The sequence below is a fragment of the Acinetobacter uliginosus genome (assembly GCF_044130295.1).
Lineage (GTDB): Bacteria > Pseudomonadota > Gammaproteobacteria > Pseudomonadales > Moraxellaceae > Acinetobacter.
The window spans coordinates 38,636-58,596 of record NZ_JBIQOC010000018.1 but is presented as its reverse complement, the minus strand read 5'-3'; the positions used below and the strand labels follow the sequence as shown (position 1 = coordinate 58,596).

Sequence of the window (19,961 nt, the reverse complement as noted above, 5' to 3'; positions counted from 1 at the left end):
TTGATTGGTTTTGGAAAAAAAGAAGAATTTAAGAAAGTGCTAGCAATTTTAAGAAAGAAAAAGCCTGATAGGACAAGGATCCTATGAAATTTGTCGTGTACAGAGGTAGAAATTATATTTAAAATATTGATTGAAATGGTTTTAATTTATTTTTTTATCTGGAATTATTGAAAAGTAAAATTTAATTTTTCTGTTTTCTTAGTAGGGTTAAAGGTGGTCAAAGTTGTCATAAATTTGTCCTAAAATTTTTACATCATAAGTGCATCAAATCTCATCTGATAAATACAGACGTCCTTCAATTGTTCCCGTCATGGATTTTTCTTTATATCCTGCAGTGAGAGGGTTGCGGTCAGCAAGAAGATTAGGCACAGGCTTTATCTTCTTTTTTTGCTTTAAATTTTCTCAAAATAAAAACATTCTAAATCTTCAAATCTTCAAATCTTCAAATCTTCAAATCTTCAAATCTTCAAATCTTCAAATCTTCAAATCTTCAAATCTTCAAATCTTCAAATCTTCAAATCTTCAAATCTAGATCTAAATTTGCCTATACTATTGAGAATAACATTTAGAAAAACTGCTCATGAAAGATCAGTCTGAGTTTGCCAAAAATATTATTAAAATTTATAAGAAACATGCACGTGCATGGACAGAATTACGCGGCCAGTTTCTGTATGAAAAAACCTGGCTCGATCATTTTCTTTCGCTGATTCCCCAACATGCTCAAATACTGGATTTAGGTTGTGGCTCGGGAACACCGATTGCCGCCTATTTGATTGAACAGGAGCATTCCATAGTAGGGATTGATAGTTCCGAGGTCATGATTGAAATGGCAAAGCACAACTTTCCTAAACAGCACTGGATTCAGGCAGACATGCGTCAGCTGGATTTAGGGTAAAAGTTTCAGGGGATTTTAGCGTGGGACAGTTTTTTTCATTTGACTCAAGATGATCAGCGCAAGATGTTTGCTCAGTTTTCTAAGTTGGCTGAAACAGGGGCAGCTTTGATGTTCACCAGTGGGCCAAGTCATGGAGAGACTCTTGGAGATCTGTTTGGTGATGTACTGTATCATGCCAGTTTGTCGCAAGATGAATATCGCCAATTATTGAAAGATCACGGTTTTGAAGTGGTAAAGATGGTCGCGGAAGATCAGGACTGTACCGGGCATACGGTGTGGTTGGTGCAAAAGTTTTGATTAAGCCATGCTTAATAAAATGTCGGTGAATAGATAAGTTAAATTTTAAAATATCAAAAAAAACCACCCAATTTTTCAATCAGATGGTTTGGAAAACTTAAATTTACGAATTATTGAGCCGCTTGTTGCTCTGCCTGAATGGCAGTCAATGCAATAGTGAACACGATGTCATCGACCAATGCACCACGTGATAAGTCATTCACAGGTTTGTTCAGGCCTTGTAACATTGGACCAACACTCACCACATTGGCAGAACGTTGCACTGCTTTATAGGTAGTGTTACCTGTGTTCAAGTCAGGGAAAATAAATACATTCGCGCGACCTGCAACTGGCGAGCCTGGTGCTTTAGACTGAGCTACGCTTTCAACCGAAGCTGCGTCATATTGCAATGGACCATCAATCAGTAAGTCTGGACGGCGTTGCTTGGCAATTTCAGTCGCTTTGGCTACTTTTTCTACATCCGCCCCTGCACCTGAAGTACCGGTTGAATAAGAAATCATCGCGATGCGCGGATCAATACCAAACGCTTTAGCAGAGTCTGCAGATTGAATAGCAATTTCAGCCAGTTGTTCTGCATCTGGATCAGGATTAATCGCACAGTCACCATAAACATAAACTTCATCCGGCAACAGCATAAAGAATACTGAAGATACCAGTGAGTAATCCGGTGCAGTCTTGATTAACTGGAATGCAGGACGAACCGTATTGGCTGTCGTGTGGACTGCCCCAGATACCAAGCCATCAACCTGATCAAGAGCCAGCATCATGGTGCCTAAAACTACCGTGTCTTGTAGCTGTTCACGCGCTTGTAACTCGTTGAGTTTGCCTTTACGTAAATCAACCATTTTTCCGACATAATTCTCGCGAATCAGGTCTGGGTCAAGAATTTCTAAATCATGCGGTAATTCAATTCCACGTGCTTTTGCTACTTCAACCACAGCTTCAGGTTTTGCCAGCAGAATACAGTGGGCAATTCCACGAGATTGACAAATTGCTGCGGCCTGAATGGTACGTGGTTCATCCCCTTCAGGAAGAACAATGCGCTTTTTCGCTGCAATTGATTTTTGCACCAGTTCATGACGGAATGCAGAAGGAGATAAACGTGGTTTATGTGTATCGCTGATTAACTGTGTTAACCAGTCTGCATTGATGTGGCTGGCCACGAAACGGGTCACCTGCTCAGCACGCTCGGTATCATCTACCGGAATTTCATTGCTTAAATTCAGCAATTGTTGTGCTGTGTCAAAAGTGCTCAATTTGGTGTGTAAAATTGGCAAGCCATTTTTGATTGCTGTTTGACAGAATTCTAAAGCTTGAGTGCTTGGTGCCTGATGTTCAGTTAAAACCAAACCTGCCAGTGGAATGCCATTACTGCTTGCCAAGCTACTTGCAAGCAAGACATCAATACGATCAGAACCGCTGATGATGAGTTCACCTGCCACGAATTTATGCATTTCGTGTTCAATATTTGATGCAATTAAGCTGCTGTGTAATACACGGCGTTGTGCTGCTTCACCTTGGTTAATCCATTCTGCAGAAATATGCACAGCCAAGTCAGACATGCGTGGCACACTTAAAGTGTTGCTAAATGGAACTAAGCCAATGACTGGCATACAGTCTTTACCAATCATTGGGTGCGTGCTTTGAATTGCACTCACAAATCGGTTGGTATCACTAATTAAACGCAGGTTTGGATCAAGCGTCACAGGAATCTGTGCAGAATCTTCCGGCAAGCCTTTGGTACGCATGAACAATACGCCTGCAGTACGCTCGCAAGTCGCACCACCAAAGAAGCGTAATTGATTGTCAACTTTTGCCGCGGTTTTTGCCGCATTGTTAATGTCGGCATTGCTGACAATAATCACTTTGGCATCAAGCGCTTTCGCCAGAGTGGCATTGAGTTCTGTCGCAAAAGGATCACGTCCGTTTGGTAGCACGCCTTCTACAATAATGACATCGTGATGTTTGGAAATTTCACGGTGTAAACGTACTGCATCTTCAAGCAGCTCGTCATTTTCATCATTTTTTAAACGTTCAGTCAGGGCCGCATAGGAAATCGGTTCAACGGTTTCATGCTTGAACAGGTGACGATACAGTGCAGTGGTGCGATCTGCTTCAGGCTGTAATTCTTGAGAGAAAGGCTTTAGAAAACCTGCTTTTACACCTTGGCATTCCAATGCATAAATTAAACCAAGACATGCAGACGTTAAGCCAACACCAATTTCTGTAGGAACCAAAAGTATTGTTTTCATAATTTTTTCTAAATCATAAAGGGACTTATTGAAAGCATAAGTAGGCTACGATTGCTTAAGCAATCGTAGTCTCACATTCAGGCTTTTTTGCAGCTGACTGATTTACCTCGCCTTCTACAACGTGTGCTGTTTCTTTGGCAATACGGCCTTCTTCATCGGTTGGAATGACCCAGATTTGAGGACCTGTGCCAGCATCAATACGACCTTCTGTACCGCGTTTTAAATTATTGTTTTGTTCTTTGCTTAAGTTGAAACCGAAGTGAGGTAAGTAAGCCATGGTCTTTTCACGGATATAAGCCGAGTTTTCGCCAATACCGCCGGTAAAGAACAGACCATCAAGACGTGGCAGGCCACAGCTTAAAGCAGCCAGAGATTTAGCCAAACGGTAGCAGAATACTTCAATGGCCAGCGTTGCATCTTCATTGCCTTGTTCTGATGCTTCAATCAAGGTACGCATGTCATTTGAAAGATTGTCTGATAGACCGAGCAAACCACTTTCTTTGTTCAGCATTCTGTCAATTTTATACACATCCCAGCCCAAGTTGGCAGCCAGGAAGCTGTGCAAACTTGGATCGACATCACCGCTACGGGTACCCATCACAATGCCTTCAAGCGGGGTCAGGCCCATTGACGTATCTACACTTTGACCATTCCAGATGGCACAGGTCGAGCTACCATTGCCTAAATGTGCAGTTAACCAGCCACCTTGTTTTAAGCTGCCTGCCAATTCTGAACCGCGTTCAGACACGTAAGCATGGCTGGTACCGTGGAAGCCATAACGACGCACGTTGTGCTCTGTATATAAGAATTTTGGTACAGCATAACGGTAAGCATGCGCTGGCATGGTTTGGTGGAATGCTGTATCGAATACTGCCACTTGTGGAAGGTCCGGGAACAAACGCATGGTCGCGTCAATTCCTACAAGGTGAGCAGGGTTGTGAAGCGGGGCAAGTGGCGTCGCTTCACGAATACGATCAATGATTTCTGGTGTTAATAACTCAGCTTTGGTCAATGTGCCACCATGTACGACACGGTGCCCAATCGCTTGAGGATTATAATGAGAAAGACGTTCTAAAATGGTTTCCAAAGCCTTTTCATGATCGGCATGTGGAATAGACAGTTCGAGTGGCGCGCCACCAACAGTGACACCCTTAATGCGTGCTTCAGCAGAACCTAAATTTTCTGCTAAACCAAAAATACGATCTTCACGACGTTCTGAAACGAGTGCATATTTAATAGAAGATGAGCCGCAGTTAATAACTAATACTGATGTAGACACGTTTTAATACCCGAATTTTAATTGAAATAAGTCGTCCCTAAAGTGATCTTTATGCAGTACATTTCAATGCAATTCAGATCAGTCTGCATGTTGTATCATGTGTTGATTTTCTGTCCTAGATAGACTTTAGGAGATTAGACTTAAGCACTATCGACCAGTGAAATAATAATAAATAGAATTTATTGGTTGATGGTTTTCATTTATTAATAAAATAGTACTCAAGCATAAACGCTCTTTCCTGTACGCCTTTAACCCTAGCATGAGAAATGAATTTTGAGCAGGAGCTAAGTGTTGTTTTTATGCTTAGTTTTGATACTTGATTTCTGACCAGCGTACAATAACATAGGCAATCAATGCCACCATAAAAAACACCAGCATCATCCAGGCCAGACCTTGCAAGGTTTCAATAATTGTCCGGTAAATTTCCAGTACCCAGCGCTCTTGAGTCAGTTCAATCACAATTTTCTTGTCATTCTCGGTATACGTCAGCGGCGTGATATATTTTTCCATATCGTAAATACGAATGCCTGAAGATGTTCCGACCACCATGCCGGCAAATTTGGTGTATTTTGCCCAGGCTTCATGAATCGGATCGTGAATAATGCGTGCCAGAATGGCATTAATCGAATTGGAAAAAATTTTCATCACTGTAAAAGAAACCAGTAATGCCAGTAAAAAGGTACAAATGATCAAATAATAAAACATGTGATTTCCCTTTTATCTTTTTCAGTTTTTTTATCATGTTACAAAATTTAGGGCAGGGATAGTGTAGTCGCTGTGTCCAGCTTCAGGGTTGAAACTGAACACTTAAGGATGCTTTAAATAGAGGAATTATTGGCGAATTTGACCGTCACCAAACACTATCCATTTTTGCGAAGTCAGGCCTTCCAGACCGACGGGACCACGCGCATGAATCTTGTCGGTAGAAATCCCGATTTCAGCACCCAGACCATATTCAAAACCGTCGGCAAAACGGGTAGAGGCATTGATCATTACTGAACTTGAGTCGACACGTGCCAGGAACTGACGCGCAAGACTAAAGTTTTCGGTAATGATCGCATCGGTATGGTGTGAGCCATATTTGTTAATATGATCAATCGCTTCATCAATCCCGCTCACCACTTTAACCGCCAGAATTGGACCTAAATATTCAGTGTACCAATCTTCTTCGCTGGCTGGCTTTACGCTTGAACCGAGAATGCGCTGGGTTTCACGGCAGCCACGCAGCTCGACCTGTTTTTCTGCATACAGTTCAGCAATGCTTGGCAAGAAATCTTCAGCAATTTTTTCATCGACCAGCAAGGTTTCCATGGCATTACATACGCCATAACGATGGGTCTTGGCATTCAGTGCAATTGGCAGGGCTTTTTGCAAATCGGCCTGTGCTTCAACAAAGACATGGCAATTACCATCCAGATGCTTAATCACCGGAATACGTGCTTCATTGCTGATCCGTTCAATCAGCCCTTTGCCTCCACGTGGAACAATCACATCCACATATTCAGACATGGTAATCAGATGGCCGACTGCGGCACGATCAGCCGTATTAATGACCTGTACAGAAGTTTCAGGCAAGCCTGAAGCCTTTAAGCCATGTTGAATGGCTTCGGCAATGGCTTTATTGGATTCCAGCGCTTCCGAACCACCACGCAAAATAATGGCATTGCCTGATTTCAAGGCAAGTGAAGCAGCTTCCAGCGTTACGTTTGGTCGCGATTCATAAATCATGCCGACTACACCTAAAGGCACCCGCATTTTCCCGAGCTGGATGCCTGAAGGACGGTAAGCCAGGTCAGTGATTTCGCCAATCGGGTCAACCAGACTCATTACATCTTTTAAGCCATGGAGCATGCCTTTAAAGCGGCTGGGGGTAAGTTCTAAGCGATCAAGTAATGCACTGTCCAAATGATTATTACGACCATTGGTCATATCGATTTGGTTGGCAGCCAGAATTGCAGCTTCACTGTCTTGTAATGCAGTGTAAATTGCAGATAAGGCATTGTTTTTGGTTTGGGTAGAAGCGCTTGCTAACACGCGAGAAGCTTGGCGTGCCTGTTGTCCTACCGTTTGCATATATTGTTCAATCGAATCTTGCATAGCGGTTTGATCACTTAGAAATTACATCTTCGATAGTAACAGCCTGGAACCAGACAATGAAGCATCTGCTCAGAAAAAAGTCCCTGAAACTTTCGGTCTGTTAATATTTTGAAATCCTTTTGTAGGTAAATTTAGATAAGTGGTCATGGAATCAGTTGCTTGAGCTAACCTCCTCTGTATATTATGAAATGATAAGGACAGTGAAGTCTGATAATTACAGCGAAGAATGGATGCAGCATGACGCAGAAATTCTATATTTATTTTCTTGCAAAATAACAATAAGGCAAGAATGGAGGAAGGGATATGAATTCCATGATCCAAATGGACTCGGAAGTAGAAGAATCAAACTCAAATTCTGGTTTTTTTGATCTTTACCATAGGAACAGTTTTAAAGAACCAGCACGTACCACCTGGATTAATGGCTGGAAAATTGAATATATGGCTATTGCTCAGCCAGAAACCATCCATAACACTCCAATCGTTATTATTGGGGGGGCTTTTCAAAATTTTAATTCTTATAAATATTGTGTGGAGCAATTGCTCAGTGCAGGCCCGATCATTTTAATTGATCTGCCTTCCATGGGTGCCAATCAGCAAATTACCAATCGCGATACCGGCATTTCTGCAGGCACACTGGAATTACCTGATTTGGCTCGAATGTTGGGTGAGTGGGTCGATATTGAAAACTTATCTAAAGTTTCAGTGATGGGCATGTCGCTCGGTTCTGTTGTGGCTTCAAGTTTTGCCGTGCAACGTCCGGAACTGGTCGATCGCATGATTCTGATGGGCGTGATGCAAAAAACGCGTAAAAGCTGGCGTATGTTGCTGGAAGAATCCTTGCATTTAATGAATGAACAGCGCATGGATGAATTCGGTCAGGCGGTGATTTTGTATTTGGTCAATCATGCCAAAATCGATCAAACCCGAATGTCACCGACAGCAAAGCGTTTATTCTTTAAACAGATGGCTGAATTTACCGCAACAGAGCAAGACCGCTATGAAATCAACTGTAGCCGCTTATTGCGTTTAACCGATGTCCCTATTCCGCAATGTAAAGTACTGGTTGCATGTGGGCAATATGACAGTTTTACCTTGCCGCATGAAAATGCCAATTTTGCTTTGCAATGTCCAGATATGGAATTTGCAATGATTGCAAATGCCGACCATGTACCGCAATTACAGCGCCGTAAAGAAACCATGAGCCTGTTTGCAACCTTCTTGCAGGGGCAATCTATCCAGACTGTAGAAGGGATTATCCCGATGACACGTGCTCAGTTATTGACTTTGGAGCGCCGTGGTGAAGAACGTATTGCGGTACAAAAACCGATGACTGTATTAACGCATCGCCATTCAGATTTGCAGTTACCTACCCATATTGTTGATTTAAACTTTTTTGGCGTTTTACTTGAGTTTACTCAAGGCGCGGCAGAAAAAGCTGCACAATATCCACGTGATTTGGCCTTGCATCTGGAAGATGAAGAAGGTCGATTTAAAATTGAGTGCTTAATTTTTGAAGTTTATCCAACCCGAGTTCGGGCTTTATTCAAGCATGGTAGTTTTGATGTGGCGGAACGTTTATTGCGTTATGTGCAACGACAAAAAGAAGTGATGACGGTTTTAGAATCGGTCAGTTAATTTGTGATCCATCCCAAATAAAAACAGCGTTATATAACGCTGTTTTTTTTGCTTGCATGAATCATCCAGACCAGATCACCTAGATGCTCCTCGTTAGAGGTGAGGGGCACAGCTGAATTTTGAAAGTACTGCTGTGGCTGTACAATACTGACCTGTTCAAAACCGGCTTGCTGGAAAAATTCCTGGGCTTGCTGGGGATTAATAAAATGGAAACTAAACGCACTCTTGGACATCCATTTCAGCAATTTACTGCTGGCCCAAATAAAATTGGCTAGTTTATTTTTCACCGGTTCTGGATAGATGTCGGTAAGGTAATGCAGTTCTTTGAAATTCTGACCGTAATGTCTAATGGCTTGCAGCAGTTGTAATAACATGTCTTTGTTAAAATAGTTGATCAGACCTTCACTAATCACCACCAAGGGGCGCTTGGGATCAAATACATGAAAAGCCTGTTCAAAATCTGCAGTGAATAAGTCTACCGATAAAACCTCTGGACTATGGGTATCAATCTGTTTTAAAGCCTGGGTTTTGATTTTTGCCATATCGGGTAAATCCAGTTCACGATAATCAATATCAGGAAATTTCTGCCGGAAACTCCAGCCACGCGGAGAAAGCCCGCTGGCAATTTCAAGCACCTGTAAATCTGGATGCTGTTCGATCAGTTGGGCCAGATGCTGATCAATCATGCAGTGGCGTTGTTTTAAGGTGGTACGCATACTGCCGCCGACAAATTTTTCAGCCCAGCTTTCTAAAGGATGCACCAGTTTGGCCAGCATTTTCCCTTTAGAGGTCGCAAAAACTGGATGAGAAATTCCCATGGTATACCAGATGTAACCAGTGTAATGGGCAGTAAATGAAATATGTCGATGTTCTGAAAGTTGTTGTGTCATGTCATCTTGACCTTATCTTTTTTTTAGTTTTTAACTTTGGTTGTTTATTGGTCGATTATCTTACGTTGCCAGTTTTGCTTATTTTTAGTTTTGATGCAAAGCAAAATGAGCTGAATTAAGCATACTTTTATTTTTGTTTATCATAAAGAAAAAGGAACACCTTGTCGTGTTCCTTTTGTCGTATTAATTCAATGATTTTTTAAAGTTTTCGATGCTATCGCGAACTTTTTGCCATTCTGCTCCCAAGTCCAGCGCTTGCCCAACACTAATCTCTGGAATTTTACCACGCATACGCTCCAGACGTGTTTGATTCGGTAAAGGCAAATCACGAATCCCTTCTAATGCCGTACATGCTGCTGAGCGGTCATTACAGACCAGACCCATATCACAACCAGCTTTGAGTGCAGCCTGAATACGGGCATCGGCACCACCGGCAACACAGGCTGCCTGCATGGTTAAGTCATCGGAGAACAGCACGCCATCAAAGTTGAGTTGCTGACGCAAAATATTTTGAATCCAGTAGGGTGAGAAACCAGCAGGATTCGGATCAACCTGGTCATAAATCACATGTGCGGGCATCAAGGCATCCAGTTGCGGCATCAGCTGGATAAAGGTTTGCATGTCCTTATGATAGATTTCTTCATAGGAACGTGAATCTACTGGTGCGGCTATATGTGAATCGGCCTTAACCGAACCATGGCCCGGGAAATGTTTACCGGTATTGGCCATGCCCGCACGTTTCATACCCTTGATGAAAGCACGGGCAAGGGGAACAATATCATCAATATTTTTGGCAAAACCGCGATCACCAATCACATCACTGACATCATTCAAATCCAGTACCGGGGCAAAACTGAAATCAATCCCAACAGCAAGCACTTCGGTGGCCATCAGCCAGCCACATTGTTCAGCCAATTCCACAGCACGTTCAGGTTCAGTCAGATAAAGTTCGCCTAAGCGACCCATGGCAGGCAGCAAGGTAAAGCCCTGTTTTAAACGCTGCACCCGACCGCCTTCCTGATCGACGGCAATTAAAATATCGGGTCTGATATGACGCATATGATCGGTTAAAGCACGAACCTGCTCAGGTGATTGTATATTTCGTGAAAATAAAATCATGCCGCCTACTTGCGGTGCCTGTAATAGTTCAATATCTTCTTGAGTAAGTTCTGTGCCAGCGATGTCTAGCATCAATGCGCCAATCATATCGGTGTCCGTGTTGGAATTTTATAAAGAAAAACAATACCCGAATTCTGCAATGATTTGCTACATTTTGACAGTACAGAATATGATAAAACTACACGACATACACATATTAAGTTGTTTAAGATTTTGAATATACTGCGTTCATGTCGAAAAACGACGTTGTAATATTGGTCAAAGACCAAGGAAGTACGAATTATTTATGAAACTTCAATCATTAGCTTGTGCAGTTGCAATTGCGACTGGAGGGTTTTTCTTTACTCATGTAGTAAATGAGGCAATTGCTGCAAACAATACCATTGCAGTTTCTCAAAGCATTCAGCCAACGCAGGAACAAGCCCTTGTATCACGCCAATTGGCGACTTTGGTTGACCGTCAGCATTATTTAAATCAGCGTTTAGACGCGGCGACTTCCAATCGTATTCTTGACTTTTATCTAGATAGTCTGGATGCAGACCATTCATTATTTTTGGCATCTGAAGTTGAACAATATAAGAAAAAGTATGGTGCAAATTTTGGTGCAGCATTAAAAGCAGGCGATTTATCAGGCCCTTACTTGATTCATGCCCAATATCGTGACCGCTTGAAACAGTTTTATGAGTTCATGTTGGCGGAATTGAAAAAGCCGCAAAACCTGAAACAAACCAATGTCTATATTGATACTGATCGCGAAAAAGCGCCTTATTTCAAGTCCGCAGCAGAGCAGCGCGCACATTGGCAAAAAATGCTGGTATCGCAACTCATCAACTTAAACATTAGTAAAGAAGAAGAGTCTGCGAAGCAAAAAGCCTTAAAAGATGATCCGACACTGGCCAATGGTCAGGATCTGGCTAGCCCTGAAGATTTAACTCCAGTTCAAACCTTGACCAAGCGTTATACCCGTCAACTTGAACGCATTACCCGTGTTAAAAGTGATGATGTTCTCGACAAGACGTTGAATGCGATGATGCTGACCTATGATCCGCATAGCAATTATTTCCCGCCGGTTGATGCGATGGAATTGAACCGTCAAACCACCTTGCAGCTAGAGGGGATCGGGGTTTCGATTCGTCCTGAACGCGGTAATGAAGATTACACCAAGATTGAAACGATTGTTGAAGGTGGTCCGGCCAGCAAATCAGGTCAGATTAAACCGGGAGACCGTATTATTGGTGTAGCACAAGACGGCGATAAAATGGTCGATGTGATCGGTTGGGCTAGTAATGAAGTGGTCGGCCTGATCCGTGGCAAGCGTGGAACCAAGGTGAGTCTACGTTTGTTGGGTGCGGGTGCATCAATGGGGCAGGCACGTACAGTCAGCCTGGTGCGTGATGTCATTCAGGAAGAAGATGCGGGTGTTCGTTCACGTACAGTTGAGATCAAACGGGATGGCAAAAACCATACCTTTGGTGTAATTGAAATTCCGTCATTTTATTTGAATTATCGTGCGCGCCGTGCAGGTGCGGATTATCGTTCGGTTTCTGAAGACACCAACAATGCTTTAAAAAGCCTGGCAGCCAAGAATGTAGAAGGGATTATTATCGATTTGCGTAATAACCCGGGCGGCTCGCTGGAAGAAGTTGCACGTATGCTGGGACAAGTCATCAAATCTGGTCCAGTGGTGCAAATTCGCGACGGTAATGGCAATGTCAGCGTATTTGAGGACGATGACGGTGGTGCACAAACCTATGCCGGTCCACTGGCGGTCATGGTTAATCTGGCTTCAGCATCGGCCAGTGAAATTTATTCTGCTGCTATTCAGGATTATGAGCGTGGTATCGTGATTGGCAGTACCACCACAGGTAAAGGTACAGCCCAGGTTCAACTGGATACTTTGGCCTATGGTCAGGCAACCTTGACCCAGCGTAAGTTCTATCGTGTTACGGGTGGAAGTACCCAAAATAAAGGGGTAGTACCTGATATCAAGCTGGTTGATATCTACAATGAAGAGTTTGGCGAGCGTAAGGCGAAGAATGCCTTGAAATGGGATACCATTCCAACTGCACCATTTAAGCGTGAAGGTTCGGTACAACCTTATGTGCAAAATCTGGCACAAATGTCACAACAGCGTGTAAGTGTTGATCCGCAATTTAAATATCTGGAGCAACGTAAAGCGATTGCGAAAAAAACCGATGAGCAAAAGCGTGTAGTGCTGGATATTGATCAGCGCAAAGCCGAGCTGAACGCACTTGAGCAGAAAACTTTAGAGGCGGAAAATCAGCGCCGCAGCCTGACGGGGCAAAAGCCTTATGCTAATTGGGAAAGTTATCAAGCCTCAATGGATGCTTTAATCGAGTCGCGTGCGAAAATGAAAGCAACACAACGACCTGCTTTACCCGAAGAAGAAAGCTTTGTTATGGAATCTGCCAATATTTTATTAGATTATGCAAAATTACAATCCACTAAGGCTGCTGGCCAGTAGGCGCTGTAATTTGGTATTTTTCATTTAAATTTTCCGAAAAAGCCAGTTAGTTGATCTGACTGGCTTTTTATTGATGCATGAGCAAACAGAGGCATTAGTTTTAAAATGATTTTAAAAATATGAACGGTGTGAGGATAATGATAAAAATGTTGAACTATGTTTCTATTGTAAAATGAATACATTAGAAATAAAAAAGAATAGAGCAATTATCACTTGACCAAAATGGAATAGTATTAGATTCTTGTTTTAATTGATTGTTTTTATAACCACTCTTTAAAGATAAAAATTTTCTTGCTTGTATGAAAAGTATCAATCACGTGGATTAAAACAAGAAAGATACCTTATACGGAACTGAATATGGTTCATATACATTATGATTTTAGTCTGGTGATTGCTTCGATAGTTGTTACTATTTTGGTCTGTTATTTTACTGTTTCATTCGAACAATTATTATTCCGTGGCCTGCGTCAGAAATATGAAAAAATGCTTCTCATCATCAGTGGTCTGATGCTTGGAGCTGCAATTTGGTGTATGCACTTTGCTGGTGTGCTCGCTTGTCATTTACCAGCAGATTACTCTTTTGATTATAGTCTTACTTTTGTTTCCTATATTATTGCGTTCATTGCATCTACTTTTGCCATTTGGTTGACTACACGAGAAACCTTACCCTTCGGCCGGCTTGTTTTAGGTGCGGTACTGATGGGAATAGGTAGTGCCGGAATGCACTATACTGGCATGATGGCGCTGATCATCAATCAGCATCGGATTTATTATGATCCTTTGCTGACAATTTTTTCTGTTTTAATTGCAATTGCAGGTTCAGGTTTAACGTTCTGGCTTATTTTTAAATATAAAAATGCAGTACAGCAAAAGCTGATGATCAAGATTTTTCTGGTATTGATGATGGCGCTAACCATTGTCGCGATGCACTATGTCGGTATGTGGGCAATCGCTTTTTATGAAGTTTCTGCAGATCAACAGATTGCACCTTATCAAACTGGCCAGGGATTAATTTTATTAAGTGTGATTTTAGTCACCAGTTTAATTTTTCTCGCTGCATTTTGTGTCGCTGTGCTGGAACAAAGACTGGAAATCCGAAATATACAGCTTTCTAAAGCCAATCGTGAACTGGCCAATCAGGCTGTGCAGGACAATTTAACTAAGTTGCCCAATCGTTTATTCCTGGCGGAATATTCACATTTTTTATTTACCGATCATCGTTACAGGGATGATAAAATTGCCTTTCTCTATATCGACTTAGATCGTTTTAAAGCGGTCAATGATGTATTTGGGCATCATATCGGTGATCAGTTGCTGGTGCAATTGGCGACCCGCATTCAGCAGAATCTGAAACCAAACGAAAAACTGCTTCGTCTAGGGGGAGATGAGTTTTTGATGGTGCTGGAACAGGCTACCCTCGAACATGCAGTTGAAAAGGCCGAGCAGTTATTGGAACAAATCCAGGACAGCTTTTTGATTGCCGGTAAAGAGATCAATATTTCCAGCAGCATTGGCATCGCCCTGTATCCCGATCATGGTAATAATTTGCAGGATCTACTGATTAATGCGGATGCAGCCATGTTGACGTCGAAATATCAAGGGAGAAATACCTATTCGCTGTTTAGTTACAGTGCTGATCAGCAGGAGACCAAAAGTCAGACCAAGCTGATTAATGATTTATATAAAGCAGTTGAAGAACAACAATTTGTTCTGTTTTATCAGCCCAAATTTACCACTGGGGATTATGCCATTTGCGGCGTAGAAGCCCTGATCCGCTGGAATCATCCAAGCTTGGGAATGTTGACGCCAAACATGTTTATCGCGGGGGCTGAAAAAACCGGGCTGATTATTCAAATGGGCTATTGGGCACTCGAGCAAGCCTGTAAGCAAATTCAAATCTGGGAACAGACCGATTCCAACTATTTTCCAGTCGCAGTGAATTTATCCGCCGTACAATTTGAACATAAACATCTGTTTACAACACTAGAAAAATTATTTGCTCAATATCAGATTAATCCTAATCATTTAGCCATCGAAATTACAGAATCGACAGCTATGCATCACGTGGACTCTACCATTCGGAGTTTTGAGCGCTTACGTCAGATGGGAATTAAACTGGCGATTGATGATTTTGGAACCGGGCATTCCAGCTTTTTATATTTGAAGAACCTGCCTGTGGATGAGTTGAAGATAGACCGGGAATTTATCCGGGATCTGGCAGTCGGCTCAAAAGATGAAATCATTCTGGCAAGTATTATCCAGCTGGCCATAAAACTGGGTTTGGTGGTCACTGCAGAAGGGGTTGAAACACCTTTGCAGGCAGACATCCTGACCCGTTTAGGCTGTCAGCAATTGCAGGGTTTTCTGTTGGGAATGCCAATGGATGTGAACCGTCTGGAAACAATGGACAAGGCACTATTTACTTAAAATTGATGCGGGTTGAACAGGTTTAGTTTATTTCAAAAGTTTTATGATCTGTTGCAATATGGTCAATTTTTCATATTGATCGTATTTGATCTTGAGCACTCTGGTTCTGCAGTAAGTATTTTCCATAAGTTTTAAAGATGAGTTAGCGGTGCAGGTCGCTCAGCGACGTACATTTGCCATTATTTCCCACCTAGGGTGAATAATATCATTAAGTTTATTTGATAAATTCATAGTCTGGCTGAAGAGTAGTTTGAAAATCCACTTTATATTTCAACTATATTCAGCTGCTTTTGATTTGGTCTAGTTACAATGGAATAAAATGTCAGCATTACAAATATAAGATAAAAATAATAATGATTGCTTTTACCAGTTCCAATCATCTTTAAAAAGTTATTTTTTAACTAAGTTGTTGATATAAATAAATATAATTATTTTTTATTCAATGGACTTTTTTGTGCAACTTTAGTCGGAGATAATGTATATGGTTGAAATTTATACATTTTACAAAAAATTAAAGTATTGTTTCCGATTTAGGTGACTTAGATGATTTTGTCTAAAAATGATACAAAAAGCCATATTTGTGTTGTTGGAAAAGCTCTAAATTGTAAACATTATGAATAAAAAGTGAAGGAAACACTTTAGTAATCTTTAAATGTATTTTCACGAAATCATTAACTTTTAAATAAAACGTTTCAATTTAAGAAAAAAAGGATGCTGGTCAAAGGCATCTAATTTCCACCTCATTTTGTTGAGAGGACTAGATTATGAATAAGATTTATCGTTGTATATATAATGAAGCATTAGGTACATGGGTGGCTGTTAGTGAGCTAGCACAGGCAAAGGGCAAGCGCAGCCGGGGACGTTTAGCAAAAACCATTTTGGCGACCAGCCTTGCTGTGGCGGGAACCGTAGGCAGCTCTGCAGCTTTTGCAGTTGATTTACCAGCAGCCAGTTATTCACAAATTATTGTAGATGGAAGTGATGCGAGCGTTACTCTGACTTCTGCAACAACGCCTGTTGTTGTAGGGCCGATTGATGCTGAAATTGGATCTTATCCTGAAATTTTGCCAGATCCTCAACCAGATTCAACCATTGTCGTGGCCAATGGCGCGCAGTTTAATTATTCATCGCTGGAAGCTACCAATAACTATGCATCAACTGCTTTCAATTTATTGGGAGATGGAAGCGGTACATTAACGCAAGCACAGCAGGCCTATTTGGATAAGAATGCCACCGATATGGCCAAGACCACCAAAGGCAAGCATGGTGAATTAGAGCTCGCCGCTGTTCCTGCCGGTGTTGTACAGATTGTTGGCAATGGTACATTTGGAACTGTCGGGCAAGCTGCCGATGCAGGCAATACTTTAATTCATTTAGGTGCTGAAAGTAGTTTGACTGCTACAGGTACTGCACATGGTATTTATGCAGCCAACCAGACCGGTAATGTGAACGTAACCATTGCGGGAGATATCAATACCCCAGATCGTGTGTTTGGTGCCACGTATACCGGAAATGTATTAGGCCCTGCTGTGGATGGAAGCGGCAATCCTCTCTATGTTCAGCAAACCGATGGAAATGGTGAATTGGTTGTTGATGAGTTCAATAATCCTGTCTATGTCCAGTTAATTGAACACGACAAACCTGTATTTGATGAAAATGGTGATCCTGTTTATCTTCAGGTCATGGAGCCCACCGGGGATACCCGCGAAGTAGCTGTAGTGACCGCCGGTGGTGGTCATGGTGTTTATGTCGATACTCTATCACCAACAGGAATTTATCCTGAAACGCCACAAGCCATTTCTATCACACAGCTGTCTACGAGTACCATTGCGGCTGGCGGTGCTGGAATTAAGGGAGTTGCAGGTGGCTTGGGAACCGTAAGTATTAGTCAGGATGCGGGTGCAGTCATTGGTGCTGGTGATGGTGGTATCGCTGCGGAAGGTGAAGCCGGTGATGTCACTGTAGCGATGGCTGGCACGATTAATTCTGGCGGTAACGGTATTCATGCGCATGCTGGCGCAGGCGATGTAACAGTGAATTTGGCTTCAACTGCGCAAATTGTTGCTGGTGAAAGTGGTATTCATGCCCATACTAGCAACTATAAAGGCGAAGATGGATTAGCATCGGGAAATAAAAGTGTTGTAACTGTCGCGACCGCTGATGGTAGCTCGATTCAAGCTGCTGAATCCGGCATTCATGCCCATTCCGGTGGTGGTAACGTGATTGTCAATAATGCTGCTAATATTGTGGCTGCAACGCTTGAGCCTATCAATAATGAAGTGGTTTATGCCAATAGTTCAACCGCCATGCAGGATATTAGCAATGGTGGACGTGCGATTCATGCCCATTCTGGCGGTGGAACCGTTACAGTAAATTCTTCAGGTGATTTGTTGGCCTATGAAGATGGAATCTATGCTCACTCAGGTGGTCATAATGACGATGGCACCGAGTTTGTGAATGCCAACAAAGTTGTCGTCAATACATCTGGAAATATAATCAGTGCTATTGGTAATGGTATTCGTGTCAATACCGCGGGTGCTGCTGAAATTACCAATACTGCAAATATTACGGCTGCTTTTAGAGATTATGTCCCAGTTGAAGGTGATTTACCTTTCCCTAACGAACCAGAAAATCCTGCGAATTGGGAGTTGGCAGATATGTACGCCATTTTAGGTGGCGCTGGTGACGAAACGGTTAATCAGCAAGGTGGTACGCTAGTCGGTGGTATTAATCTGAAAGCAGGTGACGATACGCTGATTGCAACTGGCGGTAAAATAGTCGGTGATATCTGGATGGAAGCTGGTTCAGATACCCTGAGCCTGAAAGCAGGAACTGATGTTTCAGAACTTAGCTATCTGGACGGCGGTTCGCAAGCGGATACCTTAAATATCGGTGTGGATTTGACGGGTTTTTCAGCCGAAGAGCCAGCCGAAGTGACTTATCCTGATAAGCCTATCTTGCCAGGTGCAGCGGGTAATGTCGCACTGGTAGGCTGGGAAACCGTTAATGTGCAGGATGGTGCAGTCTTTAGCCTGAGTGGTGATCTTAATTTATCAGGTGATTCTGAGCCTGTGCCAACAATCATGATGCTCGCGCCAACTACAACAGGTACATTGAATATTGAAGAGGGTAGTACGCTCGCGTTGGCACCAGGAACCCTTGCATCGACAGTAACTGCGAATGTGAACAATTTTGGTACTATCGACTTGCATCGTGGTGATGCAGCACCTGTCAACACGTTAACCGTTGAAGGGAATTATGCTGCTGGTTCAGATTTAATTGTGGATGTGAATCTGGCTACAGGCGCATCAGATCAACTTGTGATTAATGGGACTGCAACAGGGAATACCCATGTGACCGCGATTAACGGTTTAGGCGATGTTACTGCGGCAGATCAGATCACTCAACTTCCGACGGTCATTGTTACAGATCCAACAGGTGGTGGTACATTTACTGGAATGGCAGGAACGTCAAATGCTGGTGAAGGTCAACTAATATCAAATGAACTAGGAACGGAATATAGCTGGACGCTGAATGCCTTGAATGCAGAAGGTACTCCAATCTATAAAGCGGAAGTATCGGGCTATACCCAAATGCCATATGCCAACACCTTGCTGGGCTATGACATGCTGGGTACCTTGCATGATCGTGTCGGTGAGCAGCAGACTTGGGCTTGGGACAAGTGTGGTGAATGCCAGGAAACTCAGGGCAACCAGGTATGGGCACGAGTACGTGGCGGCAATACCGAGTTAACGGGTGATAACCGTCTGGATATGGAAATGGATAACTTCGTAGCGCAACTGGGCTATGATTTTTCAGTCAACTACAATCCGGACAATGGTTCACGTCGTCATACCGGTTTCATGCTGGGCTATGGCCAAAGCAAGATCGACTTCTTTGACCAATACCGCGCCGAAAATGCACAGATCGTTGCAGATAAATTTACCGGTGAAGGCACTACCGATGCAGCAAGTGTAGGATTGTACTCGACTTATTACGATAAAAATGGCAGCTATCTGGATTTAGTTGGTCAAGTGTCTTATTTGCAAAACGAATATAAAGCTCGTGATGGTCATAATGCTGATCAGGACGGTTGGGGTGCTGGCTTATCCGCTGAGGTGGGTCGTCCGTACAAATTGGGCAACAGCCACTGGCTGATTGAACCGCAGGCTCAATTGTCTTATCAGTTTGTTAGCTTGGAAGACTTCAATGATGGCAGTGCACATGTAGATCAGGATGATCAACACAGCCTGAGAGGTCGTATTGGTACACGTTTAGCCTATAACGCACCGACTGCAGACTACCGTACCAAAACTTTCTATGCAGTTGCCAATGTACTGAGCGACTTTATTGAACCGACTGATGTCAATATTGGCCGTGACAAGTTGAATGAAGACTATAGCCGTACTTGGGGTGAGGTTGGTTTAGGGATGCAGTTGCCGATTGCCACATCTGCCTATGTTTATGCAGATGCACGCTATCAGCAAGAGCTGTCTGGTGAAGACCGTAATGGTTACACCGGCACGATTGGTCTGAAACACAGCTGGTAATTCTGAAGCAGGTCATTCCCGGCATATGCCATGCC

The 19,961-nt window shown here is 42.7% G+C and carries 10 protein-coding genes and 2 pseudogenes; 6 read left to right on the top strand and 6 right to left on the bottom strand.

Annotated elements, in window-relative coordinates; genetic code table 11:
• Nucleotides 1-580: 580 nt before the first annotated feature.
• Nucleotides 581-1,192, top strand: a pseudogene (locus tag ACE01T_RS05905) (class I SAM-dependent methyltransferase).
• Between the two features lie 110 nt (nt 1,193-1,302).
• Here the strand turns inward: ACE01T_RS05905 and pta are convergent.
• From pta to ACE01T_RS05885, 4 genes are all read right to left on the bottom strand, one after another.
• Nucleotides 1,303-3,444 (bottom strand): phosphate acetyltransferase, encoded by a 2,142-nt coding sequence (gene pta, locus ACE01T_RS05900; protein ID WP_395518913.1) that lies wholly within the window; start codon nt 3,442-3,444, stop codon nt 1,303-1,305.
• Nucleotides 3,445-3,499: 55 nt separating this feature from the next.
• A complete protein-coding gene (locus ACE01T_RS05895) occupies nt 3,500-4,723 on the bottom strand; it encodes an acetate/propionate family kinase (protein WP_086197489.1) in 1,224 nt (407 codons plus the stop codon).
• Nucleotides 4,724-5,026: 303 nt separating this feature from the next.
• On the bottom strand, nt 5,027-5,428 hold the full coding sequence (locus ACE01T_RS05890) for a hypothetical protein (RefSeq protein ID WP_016168218.1): 402 nt from the start codon (nt 5,426-5,428) through the stop codon (nt 5,027-5,029).
• Nucleotides 5,429-5,554: 126 nt separating this feature from the next.
• On the bottom strand, nt 5,555-6,820 hold the full coding sequence (locus ACE01T_RS05885; protein WP_180044058.1) for a glutamate-5-semialdehyde dehydrogenase: 1,266 nt from the start codon (nt 6,818-6,820) through the stop codon (nt 5,555-5,557).
• A 303-nt stretch (nt 6,821-7,123) separates the two neighbouring features.
• Here ACE01T_RS05885 and ACE01T_RS05880 point away from each other — a divergent pair, with 303 nt between their 5' ends.
• On the top strand, nt 7,124-8,455 hold the full coding sequence (locus tag ACE01T_RS05880) for an alpha/beta fold hydrolase (protein WP_180176171.1): 1,332 nt from the start codon (nt 7,124-7,126) through the stop codon (nt 8,453-8,455).
• Between the two features lie 29 nt (nt 8,456-8,484).
• Here the strand turns inward: ACE01T_RS05880 and ACE01T_RS05875 are convergent, their stop codons facing one another.
• On the bottom strand, nt 8,485-9,345 hold the full coding sequence (locus ACE01T_RS05875) for a class I SAM-dependent methyltransferase (protein WP_395518912.1): 861 nt from the start codon (nt 9,343-9,345) through the stop codon (nt 8,485-8,487).
• Nucleotides 9,346-9,528: 183 nt separating this feature from the next.
• Nucleotides 9,529-10,551 carry a beta-N-acetylhexosaminidase gene (gene nagZ, locus ACE01T_RS05870; protein WP_180080887.1) on the bottom strand — a complete coding sequence of 341 codons (1,023 nt, stop codon included), beginning with the start codon at nt 10,549-10,551 and terminating at the stop codon, nt 9,529-9,531.
• A 199-nt stretch (nt 10,552-10,750) separates the two neighbouring features.
• Here nagZ and ACE01T_RS05865 point away from each other — a divergent pair, with 199 nt between their 5' ends.
• The 4 genes and pseudogenes from ACE01T_RS05865 to ACE01T_RS05850 all read left to right on the top strand — a co-directional run bounded on the left by ACE01T_RS05865 (nt 10,751) and on the right by ACE01T_RS05850 (nt 19,926).
• A complete protein-coding gene (locus tag ACE01T_RS05865) occupies nt 10,751-12,949 on the top strand; it encodes a carboxy terminal-processing peptidase (protein WP_180080889.1) in 2,199 nt (732 codons plus the stop codon).
• A 357-nt stretch (nt 12,950-13,306) separates the two neighbouring features.
• Nucleotides 13,307-15,376 (top strand): putative bifunctional diguanylate cyclase/phosphodiesterase, encoded by a 2,070-nt coding sequence (locus tag ACE01T_RS05860; protein ID WP_086197483.1) that lies wholly within the window; start codon nt 13,307-13,309, stop codon nt 15,374-15,376.
• Nucleotides 15,377-15,500: 124 nt separating this feature from the next.
• Nucleotides 15,501-15,566, top strand: a pseudogene (locus tag ACE01T_RS05855) (hypothetical protein); the annotation flags it as partial.
• Nucleotides 15,567-16,140: 574 nt separating this feature from the next.
• The gene (locus tag ACE01T_RS05850) at nt 16,141-19,926 is read left to right on the top strand and encodes an autotransporter outer membrane beta-barrel domain-containing protein (protein WP_395518911.1); all 3,786 of its coding nucleotides are present in this window, start codon (nt 16,141-16,143) and stop codon (nt 19,924-19,926) included.
• Nucleotides 19,927-19,961: the final 35 nt, after the last annotated feature.